This is a genomic window from Cupriavidus neocaledonicus, assembly GCF_000372525.1.
GTDB classification, from domain to species: domain Bacteria; phylum Pseudomonadota; class Gammaproteobacteria; order Burkholderiales; family Burkholderiaceae; genus Cupriavidus; species Cupriavidus neocaledonicus.
Genome location: NZ_AQUR01000078.1, coordinates 33,263 through 44,168, shown reverse-complemented (window position 1 = coordinate 44,168; position 10,906 = coordinate 33,263). Strand labels below are relative to the sequence as shown.

General features: G+C 68.2%; 9 protein-coding genes. 8 read left to right on the top strand and 1 reads right to left on the bottom strand.

What is annotated here, in order from left to right; genetic code table 11:
* Positions 1-2 precede the first annotated feature (2 nt).
* From phnL to tnpC, 8 genes are all read left to right on the top strand, one after another.
* Positions 3-740, top strand: a complete 738-nt coding sequence (gene phnL, locus A3AG_RS0105900) for a phosphonate C-P lyase system protein PhnL (RefSeq protein ID WP_018004532.1) — start codon at positions 3-5, stop codon at positions 738-740.
* A gap of 27 nt (positions 741-767) precedes the next feature.
* Positions 768-1,985 (top strand): alpha-D-ribose 1-methylphosphonate 5-triphosphate diphosphatase, encoded by a 1,218-nt coding sequence (locus tag A3AG_RS0105895; protein WP_018004531.1) that lies wholly within the window; start codon positions 768-770, stop codon positions 1,983-1,985.
* 100 nt (positions 1,986-2,085) lie between these two features.
* Positions 2,086-2,598 (top strand): sigma-70 family RNA polymerase sigma factor, encoded by a 513-nt coding sequence (locus A3AG_RS0105890; protein WP_018004530.1) that lies wholly within the window; start codon positions 2,086-2,088, stop codon positions 2,596-2,598.
* A gap of 10 nt (positions 2,599-2,608) precedes the next feature.
* On the top strand, positions 2,609-3,580 hold the full coding sequence (locus A3AG_RS0105885; protein ID WP_018004529.1) for a FecR domain-containing protein: 972 nt from the start codon (positions 2,609-2,611) through the stop codon (positions 3,578-3,580).
* A 132-nt stretch (positions 3,581-3,712) separates the two neighbouring features.
* Positions 3,713-6,175 (top strand): TonB-dependent receptor, encoded by a 2,463-nt coding sequence (locus tag A3AG_RS0105880; protein ID WP_018004528.1) that lies wholly within the window; start codon positions 3,713-3,715, stop codon positions 6,173-6,175.
* A 17-nt stretch (positions 6,176-6,192) separates the two neighbouring features.
* Entirely contained in the window at positions 6,193-7,023 is an 831-nt protein-coding gene (locus A3AG_RS34315) for an enterochelin esterase domain-containing protein (RefSeq protein ID WP_018004527.1), read from the top strand.
* A 113-nt stretch (positions 7,024-7,136) separates the two neighbouring features.
* Positions 7,137-10,139: a Tn3 family transposase gene (locus tag A3AG_RS0105870; protein ID WP_018004526.1), complete on the top strand. Its 3,003-nt coding sequence runs from the start codon at positions 7,137-7,139 to the stop codon at positions 10,137-10,139.
* Entirely contained in the window at positions 10,132-10,491 is a 360-nt protein-coding gene (gene tnpC / locus A3AG_RS0105865; RefSeq protein ID WP_018004525.1) for a Tn3 family transposase post-transcriptional regulator TnpC, read from the top strand. The genes A3AG_RS0105870 and tnpC overlap by 8 nt, the downstream gene beginning before the upstream one ends.
* On the opposite strand, the gene A3AG_RS34520 is transcribed toward tnpC, so the two are convergent.
* Positions 10,473-10,751: a hypothetical protein gene (locus tag A3AG_RS34520; protein WP_240619799.1), complete on the bottom strand. Its 279-nt coding sequence runs from the start codon at positions 10,749-10,751 to the stop codon at positions 10,473-10,475. The genes tnpC and A3AG_RS34520 overlap by 19 nt on opposite strands.
* Positions 10,752-10,906: the final 155 nt, after the last annotated feature.

Genomic DNA, 10,906 nt, shown 5'->3' with positions numbered 1-10,906 from the left:
CGATGCACGCAGAACAACCGCAGAAGCTGGTCGAGGTGCGCGGCCTCGGCAAGATGTTTACGTTGCACAACCAGGGCGGGATCCGCCTGCCGGTGTTGCGCGCGATCGATTTCGATGCCGCGCGCGGCGAATGCCTGGTCCTGTCCGGGCCGTCCGGCACCGGCAAGAGCACGCTGCTGCGCTGCCTGTACGGCAACTACCTTGCCACCGAAGGCAGCATCCGGCTGCGCGATACCAGCGCCGACGGCGCGCCGTGGGTCGAGCTGGGCCGCGCCAGCGAGCAGCGCGTGCTGCAGCTGCGCCGCGACGTGATTGGCTATGTCAGCCAGTTCCTGCGCGCGATCCCGCGCGTGGGCGCGCTCGACGTGGTGGCCGATCCGCTGCGCCAGCGCGGCGCCGGCGCGGACGAGGCGCGCGCCCGCGCGGCCGAGCTGCTGGCGCGGCTGAATCTGCCGCGCCGGCTGTGGGACCTGCCGCCCGCCACCTTTTCGGGCGGCGAGCAGCAGCGCGTCAATATCGCGCGCGGGCTGATCGGCGGCCATCCGATCCTGCTGCTGGACGAGCCCACCGCCTCGCTCGACCCCGACAACCGCGCCGTGGTGGTCGCGCTGATCCGCGCAGCGCTGGCCGAGGGCCGCGCGCTGATCGGCATCTTCCACGACGAAGCCGTGCGCGATGCCGTGGCCACGCGCCTGCTGCCGCTGCACCCCGCCACCGCTACCACCACCGCCCTCGCCTGAACCGAACCGCCCCGAACGGAGCCAGACATGCCCGCGACCTACCTGACCCACGCCACCCTGGTGCTGCCCGACCGCGTGCTGCACGACAGCGCGCTGCTGCTCGAGGATGGCCGCATCGCGGCGATCGAGCCGGCACCCGCGGCCGTGCCCGCGCATGCGACCGTAGTCGAACTGCATGGCCACACCGTGATGCCCGGCCTGGTGGACGTGCATTGCGACGCCATCGAGAAGGAGGTGGAGCCACGCGCCAGCGTGCTGTTCCCGCTGGATTTCGCCGTGGCGCAGGTCGACCGCCGCAACGCCGCGGCCGGCATCACCACGCCCTATCACGCGCTGTCGTTCGCCGGCAACCAGTTCGGCGTGCGCAACGTCGACACCGCGGCCACGGTGGTGCGCACCATCGCCGCCTACCGGCCGCACAGCCTGGTCGACAACCGCATCCACTGCCGCTACGAGGTTGCCGACGCCGCCGCCGTGCCGGTGCTGGAAGCGCTGATGGCCGAAGGCGTGGTCGACCTGCTTTCGGTGATGGACCACTCGCCCGGCCAGGGCCAGTTCAAGACCATGGACGCCTACCTGGCCTACATGATGGGCAACCACGGCATGAGCCGCGACGCCGCCGCCGATGCCGCGCGCAAGAAGGCCGCGGCGATGGCGGGCGCGCACGAGCGCGTCGACCGGCTGGTGGCCGCGGCGCACGCGCTCGGCATTCCCACCGCCAGCCACGACGACGATTCGCCCGAGCGCATTGCCGCCATGCACGCGCTGGGCGTGCGCATGAGCGAGTTTCCGATCAACCTGGAAACCGCGCAGGCCGCCTGCGCCCGCGCGCTGCCCACCATCCTGGGCGCGCCCAACGTGCTGCGCGGCAAGAGCCAGAGCGGATCGATGCGCGCCATCGACGCGATCCGGGCGGGCGCCGGCACCATCCTGTGCTCGGACTACCAGCCCTCTACCCTGATCGCCGCCGCGTATGCCGCCGGACGCCAGGCCGGGCTGCCGCTGAACCAGGCGCTGGCGCTGGTCACCGTCCACCCCGCCGATGCCTGCCAGCTGCACGACCGCGGCCGCCTGGCGCCGGGCCTGCGCGCCGACGTGATTGCGGTGTCCGAGGTGGCGGGCCAGCCGATGGTCACGCACACCTGGTCGGCCGGGCGGCTGGTGTTTGCGGCGGGTTATCCGTCGCTGCGGCCCGCCGGCGATGCGGCCGTGCCGCGCCGGCCGGCGCTGCGCGAGGTGGCCTGACCGGGCCGGGCGCGGCCATCGACTCCATCTCGTATTGCGAATCATTATCATTTGAGCATACAATGCGAGGCTGTTTGTCCGTGCCCGAGTTTTCCGCGCCATGTCCGCCGCCGAGCCTACGCTCAACGATGAAGTCCGCACGCTGTACCTAGACCATCACGGCTGGCTCCACGGCTGGCTGCGCCGGCGCCTGGCGAACGCGGGGCAAGCGGGGTACGCCGCCGACCTGGCCCACGACACCTTTGTGCGGCTGCTGGCGCGCGAGAAGCCAATCGCGGCGCGCGAGCCGCGCGCATTCCTGGCCACGGTGGCACGCGGGCTGGTGGCAAACTTCCATCGCCGGCAAGCGCTGGAGAGCGCCTACCAGCAGGCGCTGGCGGCGCTGCCGGAAGCCGAGGCCCCGGATCCGCAGACGCGCGCGCTGCTGCTGGAGACGCTGGCCGAGCTCGACCGCCGCCTGCACGCGCTGCCCGCGGCGGTGCGCCGCGCCTTCCTGCTGTTCCAGCTCGACGGCATGCCGCAGGCCGCCATCGCCGGCGAACTGCGCGTGTCGGTTGCCACCGTGCAGCGCTATATCGTCAGGGCGCTGCACCAGTGCTGTTTTCCGGCCTGAGCTGCGCCGCATGTCGTTACCGGGCGCACCGCAACCTCCCATCGATGCCGCCATCACGTTGCGCGCGACGCAGTGGTGGCTGACGCTGCTGTCGCCCGACGCTTCGCCGGCGAGCCGCGAAGGCTGCGCGCGCTGGCGTGCCGAGCACCCCGACCATGAGCGCGCCTGGCAACACCTGCATGACTGCAGTGCCGCCATGGCTGCGATGCCGCGCAGCGTGGCGCGGGCCACGCTGGCGAGCCCGCCGGTACGCCGCGGCCGGCGCCGTGCCATCGCGCTGATGGCCGCGACGATGGTTGCCGCCGGGTCCTGGCAGTGGCAGCGCGGCGGTCCGCTGCTGGCATGGCGGGCCGACCATGCCACCGGCACCGGCGAACGCCGGCGCGTGACGCTGCAGGATGGCACCGTGATCGACTTGGATACCGGCAGTGCCATCGCCGTGCACTACGGCGCTGCCGAGCGCCGGATCACGCTGCTGCACGGCGCCATCGCCGTGGCGACGGCTGCCGACGCGCTGGCCAGGCCATTCCGCGTGGGCACCGCGCATGGGACGCTGCGCGCGCTGGGCACCCGTTTTACCGTGCAATGGCATGACGAAGCGACCGCCGTCGCGGTGCAGGCCGGCGCGGTCGAGATCCGCCCGGCCGATCCGGCCGCGGCGCCGCGCGTGCTGCAGGCCGGCGAGCGCACGCGCTTCAGCCGCGCGCAAATCGCTCCGGCCGAGGCCGGCGACGTCGCCGATACCGCCTGGACGCAAGGCATGCTGGCCGTGCACGACATGCGCCTGGACCGCTTCCTGGCGCAACTGGCGCGCTACCGCCATGGCCGGCTCGGCTGCAGCGGCGATGCGGCCGGCCTGCGCGTATCGGGCATCTTCCCGCTGGATGACACCGACCGCGTACTCGACGCCCTGCCCCACCTGTTGCCCGTCAGCGTCGAGCGCTGGACCCGCTACTGGGTCAGCGTGCGGCGCAGGGCTTGAGTCCAGGTCAGACGTCTATCAGCCGGCATCGCCAATAGGAATTTTTGTTCTCCTGAACTGAGGGGTTTGCCCGTTTGAAGTGGCCTGACAGAGGAAAGGCTGATTTCCGGCCGCATTCTGAAAGGACTTTTGATGGGCAAGCTTCATCTGCCAACTCCGCCCGCCGGCGCGCGCCGGCACCCTGCGCTGCGCATCCGCCGCAGCGTGCTGGCCGTGGGCCAGGCGCTGGCCCTGGCGGCCGCTGCCGCGCCGCTCGCTGCCCTGGCCGCGGAACCGGTGCCGGCCCCGGCGGCCGCGGCGCGCAGCTACGCGATCCCGGCCGGTGCGCTGCAGCCCGCGCTGACGCGCTTCGGCCTGGAATCGGGCGTGCTGGTTTCCTACGACGCCGCCGAACTCGCCGAGCGCCGCACCGAGGGGCTGCACGGCCGCTACGGGCCCGACGAGGCGCTGGCCACGCTGTTGCGCAATACCGGCCTGCATGCGGTGCGCGTGCCCAACGGCTTTGCCGTCAAGGCCATGCGCGACGCCGCCCCCGAAGCCGGCGGCGCCACCCTGCCCGCGGTGACCGTGACCGCCGCCCGCCATGACGCCGAAGCGCTGACGCCGGCCTACGCGGGCGGACAGGTGGCGCGCGGGGCGCGGCTGGGGCTGCTGGGCAATGCCGATGCCATGGACTCGCCCTACAGCAGCGCCGCCTATACCGCGCAGGCGATCGAGGACCAGCAGGCCCGCACCATCGGCGACGTGCTGGCCAACGACCCGACGGTGCGCTTCACCACCTCGGCCGGACACCTGTACGAGAACTACACCGTGCGCGGTTTCGATATCTCGTCCAGCGACCTCGCGCTGAACGGCATGTACGGGCTGGCGCCCTACGGGCATGCGCCCACGGAATTCGTCGAGCGGGTCGAGCTGCTGCGCGGCCCCACCGCCATGCTGACCGGCATGGCCCCGAGCGGCGCGGTCGGCGGCGTCATCAACCTGGTGCCCAAGCGCGCCGCGGACACGCCGCTGACGCGGCTGTCAACCAGCTACCTGTCCGAAGGCCATGCCGGCGCCAGTGTCGATATCGGGCGCCGCTTTGGTCCGGACAATGCTTTCGGCGTGCGCGTCAACGGCGCCTATGGCAATGGCCGCACCGGCATCGATGGGCAATCCAAACGCCGCGCACTGGGCGCGGTGGCGCTGGACTATGCCGGCGAGCGCGTGCGCGCCTCGCTCGATGCCTACGCCGATGAAGAGGAAGTGCGCAACGGCAGCGCCTGGATGGCCTCGTTCGCCAGCACCGTGCCGGCGCCGCCCAGGGCCGGCACCAATATCCTGCCCGGCACGCATGGCCGGCTCGACAACAACGCGGTGGTGGCGCGCGGCGAGGTCGATCTCGCGCGCGACTGGACCGCCTATGCCGGCCTGGGCACGCTGCACTACCAGTACAGCGGCTTTATCAACGGCACGCGCGCCAACAATGTCCGGCCCAACGGCGACTACACCGGCATCACCTACAACCAGAAGGGCTACACCGATACCGTATCGGCCGAGGCCGGCGTGCGCGGCACCGTGCGTACCGGGCCGGTGGCGCACCGCCTGGTGCTGGGCTACACCTACCTGGGCCTGCGCAGCGGCACGGCCAACGTGGCCAGCCGCTCGTTCCTGTCCAACATCTACGCGCCGGCCACGCCGATCCTGGCGCCATCGCCCGGCAACGTGCCCAGGACCGCCGACACCACGCTGACCAGCCTGGCGCTGGCCGATACGCTCGCCTTCGCCGACGACAAGGTGCAGCTGACCCTGGGCCTGCGCCACCAGCGCGTGCAGGCGCAGAGCTTCAGCGCGACCACGGGTGCGCGCACCGCGGACTACGACGAAAGCGCCGTCACGCCCTCGGTGGGCCTGGTGCTCAGGCCATGGGGGCCGCGGCTGGCGCTCTACGGCAACTACGTCGAAGGCCTGAGCCAGGGCGATACCGTGACCGACGTGACCGCGCGCAACTACCAGCAGGTCTTTGCGCCCTACAAGACCCGCCAGGGCGAGCTGGGCGTGAAGTGGGACAGCGGGCGGCTGACGCAGACCCTCAGCGTGTTCCAGATCACGCGGCCGACGCTGATCAAGGATGGCGCCACCAATACCTACGGCCCGGACGGCGAGCGCCGGCACCGCGGCGTGGAATGGAATGTCTACGGCGAGGCCGGCCGCGGCGTGCGCGTGCTGGGCGGCATTGCCTATACCCGCGCGGTGCTGACGCATACGGCCAACGGCGCCTATGACGGCAACACCGCGTTCGGCAGTCCCACCTGGTCCGGCAACCTGGGGGCGGAGTGGGACCTGCCCTGGGTGCCGGGGCTGACCGTCAGCGGCCGCGTGACGTACACCGGCTCGCAGTACGTCAACACCGCCAACACGCAGAAGATCGACAGCTGGACGCGCTACGACATCGGCGCGCGCTACGTGACCAAGATCCAGGGCAAGCGCGTGGGCTTCTACGCCAGCGTCGAGAACCTGTTCAACAAGAGCTACTGGGCGGGCTCGTTCAACGACGGCTACGTCACGCAGAACGCGCCGCGCCTGTTCAAGTTCACAACCTCGGTGGATTTCTGATGCGGTTACCTGTCCTGATGCAACGCCGCGCCGTCTGGCTGTCGGCGTCCCTGCTGCTGTCGCTTGCCGCCATCGCCACGCCGGCTGCCGCGTCCAATCCCGCCCTGGCCGTGGGGCAGCCCGCGCACGGCGCCTGGCAACCCGGCGCACCGCTGCACTACACGCTGTCGTTGCAGGCAGGCGACGTGGTGCGGGGCGTGCTCGACGGACCTGCGGCGACGCTCGACCTTGCCGACCCCGGCGGCAAGCCGCTGCGCCGGCTGCTGGGGCCGACCACGCTGTCGCGCAGCTTCCTCTTCGTCGCCCCCGGCAGCGGCGCGTACCGGCTGACCGTCAGCGGCGACCATGCCGACGTGCCCGGCGCGGTCGGCGGACGGCCCGTGCCCGGCGCGCCCTACGTGCTGCGCATCGACGAGATCGTGCCGCGGGCCGCGCAACACGCGCCCGCCGACCTGCCCGACAGCCCCACCCTGCGCGCGCTGGCGCAGACCGTTGCCAGCGGCGGCACCACCGAGGCCTTCTGGCAGGACATGGCCCGGCGTGGCACGCCGCTGGTGGAGCCTTTGCCGCCGACGCCGGGCAGCGCGCAGGAAGCGATGGTGCGCGTGACCTTCCTGTGGCGCGGCGCGCGCGACAACGTGCGCCTGCTCGGCAGTCCCGCCGGCGACCATGACCCGCTGCTGCGCCTGGGCGAGAGCGACGTCTGGTACCGCAGCTACCGCGTGCCGGCCGCCACCCGCATGAGCTACCAGCTGGCACCGGACGTGCCCGTGCTGGACCAGCCGGCCCCGCAGCGCCGGCGCGCCATCCTGGGGTTCGGCCAAGATAAGGCCAATTTCCTATCATAATCCTACAGGTTATATTGATCTGCATTTGTAGATCAGACAGTTATAAGAAAAGGCCTCTGCGGAAGGGGCGGTTCCGCTACACTGGCCGGCTCCATTGGAGCTCTCAGTCCGGCATGGCCACCGTCGAACGTACCGCTTATCCGCGCTTCCCGAAGGTATTTTCAGCGGCGGAATTGCAGGCCTGCTATACGCCGGACATTGAAGAACTGGAGTGGGTGCGGCGCAAAGCGCGGGGGCAGTCCTCGCGGCTGGGCCTGCTGGTCCTGCTGAAGGTCTTTCAGCAGATGCACCACTTTCCCAACCTCGATTCCATCCCAACAGCGGTCATCGAGCACGTCCGGACCACCGCAGACTTTGGCGCTGAGGTCGAGTTTGGTTACGACAGAGCCCGATCGGTTGCGTTGTTTCGCCACTACGCCGCGGTTCGCGAGTTTCTCGGCGTCCAGTCCTACTATGGCACCGACGCCAATGAAGTCGCCGTGCGCGCAGCACGGGAAGCGTCCGAGGCCGTGGACCAGCCGGTGGACATCATCAATGCCACCATCGACAGCCTGATCCAGCAGCAAGTGGAACTGCCTGCATTCTCTACGCTGGATGCAATTGCGGAACAAGTCCATGCGCGCACGCAAACAGCCATGTTCCGGCGCGTCGTGCGCCGCCTGACTGACGACGACAAGGCACAACTGGACCGCCTGCTCAAACGGGAATTCAATCAGCGCCAGACGGCGTACAACACCATCAAGCGCTACGCATTGCGGCCGTCTCGCAAGCACATCACCCTGCTGATCGAACATCTCACCTGGCTCGAAGGTTTTGGGGATTACGCCCGCGCGCTGGAAGACACCCCGGCCACGAAGTTGCGCTCCCTGTCATCGCAAGCGATGAGCCTGGACGCGGCCAACCTGAAGGAGATGCAGCCGGAGCGTCGCTATACCCTTATCGCGGCGCTGCTGCATCAAATGCGTGTGCGTGCCCGCGACGATCTGGCCGAGATGTTCATCCGCCGGATGGGCGCGATCCACAAGCGGGCGAAGGAAGAACTGGCGCTCATCCAGGCGCGACAGCGCGAACAGATGGAAAACCTCGTAGACGTGCTCGACGGAGTGGTCAACATCGTTGACGATTACGGGGACGACGCGGCGGCGCTGGGTGCACAGGTACGCAAGTATCTTGCGCCGACAGGCAGTCTCGAGCCCTTGCGCGAGAGTTGTGCCGAGGTGCGGGCCTATAGCGGCAAGAACTACCTGCCGTTGCTGTGGCGCCATTTCAAGGCGCATCGGTCCGTCCTACTGCGCCTGGCGCGAGCTCTGGTGTGGGGATCGACCACGCAATCCCAGACCTTGCTGACGGCTTTGGAGGCCGTATTCGAGAAAGAATCGCTGCACCGCGAATGGATCAACACTGACGTCGACATCAGCTTTGCCTCGGAGCGCTGGCGCAAGCTGGTGCGCCGCCCGATCGCTCTGGGGACGCCGACAAACCGTCGCTATCTGGAGCTCTGCGTACTGTCCTATATGGCCACGGAGCTGCGCAGCGGCGATCTGTGCGTGGCCGGCTCCGACGCTTTCGCTGACTACCGGGATCACCTGCTGCCGTGGCGCGAGTGTGAGCAGCGTCTGCCGAGCTACTGCGAGAAGTTCGGCATGCCCGACAGCGGCGCCGGCTTCGTGGCTCAACTGCGGCAGTGGCTCGGGGACACGGCCTGCCAACTGGATGAGCGTTTCCCCGAGAAGTCCGAACATGTGATCATCAACAAGGCTGGTGAGTTGGTGGTACGTCGCACTGCAGCCACCATTGTTCCAGAAGGCGCGGTCTCGCTGCAGAAAGCGCTGATAAAGCGCATGCCGGTGCGTAATCTGCTGGACGTGCTGGCCAATATCGAGCACTGGACGCATTTCACCCGGCACTTTGGACCGCTCAGCGGCAGTGACCCCAAGATCCGCAACGCTGCCGAGCGGTACCTGCTGACCATCTTCGCGATGGGCTGCAATCTGGGCCCGACCCAGGCAGCACGCCACATGGGCGACAAAATCACGCCGCACATGATGTCGTTCGTCAACCGGCGGCACCTGAGCCTGGAGCGGCTGGAAACCGCGCAGCGCGAGCTGATCGAACTCTATCTGCGGCTGGACCTGCCCAAGCACTGGGGCGACGGCAAGACAGTGGCGGCCGACGGTACCCAGTACGACTTCTATGACAACAATCTGCTGGCCGGCTACCATTTCCGGTACCGCAAGATGGGCGCGGTGGCGTACCGGCACGTGGCGGACAACTACATCGCGGTCTTTCGGCATTTCATCCCGCCAGGCATCTGGGAGGCGATCTACGTCATCGAAGGGCTTCTCAAGGCCGGTCTGAGCGTCGAGGCGGACACCGTTCATGCCGACACCCAGGGCCAGTCGGCGGCGGTGTTCGCCTTCACCCACCTGCTGGGCATCAAGTTGATGCCGCGCATCCGAAACTGGCAGGACCTGAAGCTGTACCGGGCGAATGCCGATACGAAATACCAGCACATTGACGCGCTGTTTTCGGAAACGGTCGACTGGGATCTCATCGAGCGGCACTGGCAGGACCTGATGCAACTGACGCTGTCGATCCAGACTGGCGCACTGTCGTCGCCCTTGCTGCTGCGCCGGTTCGGTGCGGCCAGCCCGAAGAATCGGCTGTCTTTGGCTGCAGAGGAACTGGGCAAGGTCATACGCACCATCTTCCTGCTCGAGTGGATCGGCAGCGGTGAACTTCGTCAGGAGATTACCGCCACCACCAACAAGGTCGAGTCCTACAATGGTTTTGCCAAATGGTTCTCATTTGGGGGTGACGTGCTGCCGGTTAACGATCCGGACGAACAACAGAAGCGCCTGCGCTACAACGACCTGATGGCCTCGGCCGCGATCCTGCAGAACACGGTCGACATGATGCAGGCGTTGCGGGCGATGGTGAAGGAAGACATCCCGGTCAATCCGGCCGATATCGCCTTCCTGAGCCCCTATCTCACCAGCAACCTGAAGCGCTTTGGTAAATACGAGCTTGACTTCGAACGTATCGAGAGCTGGATTCGCGACAGCCTATTCGCGGGGCCGGCCCATTCTATCCGGAGGCCCAAACGTCATGTCTGATATCGAGACCCCCTACGGCGCCGTCGATGCCGACGCATTGCAGTCGTTGCAGCAGCGCTACGATACCCTGGTCATCCAACAGGCGGTGGATCAATTCGACGCGCTTCGAGCTCGCTGCGGACCGGATGGGCTGCGTGACGATCTGCTGCGCTTGCATGGCATGGCGCATACCGTGATCAATGGCGCGAGCCTGTCATATTCGACCGCCGATCTGACACTGATGGAACAAGCCGATTGTGTCATCGAGGAACTGGAAGACTGGGTGATGATGCTCGACCGGATGATCGTCGCGCTGCGCCCCCTGCAGGATTTGCGATCCAAAACAGACGACGATTACGACGATTCAATATGAAGCAAGGCGGCCACTAATGGCAATTCTCCCCGCGCTTTCGTCGCCATGCGTTCGGGGGCAAGCGGCGCAGCGTATCGATCGCTTGGCTGACGGCTTTCGCCCGCCCGGTCCACCCGGCCGCGCGGTGGTCGAACCAGGCGCCAAGGCGTCAGGCCGCGCTCGGTGACGACTATCAGCGCGCGGACTCGCTCGGTGAGCTTTGGGTGCTTGGCAAAGAAGGCCTCGATTCGCCGGGCGCTCGCTGGGTCCAGACCCGGCACCGACGGCCACCAGTGACGCCGGCGCGGAAAGCGTACCTCACGTCTGCCAGCGTTTGGTGGCGTGGCGACCTAAAGGCGCCTTGCGAACCGGTCCTGCCGCTGCCGGCGCCGCGCGAGTTCAGCCAACTCGCACCGGAGGCGGCCGCGGATGCCGC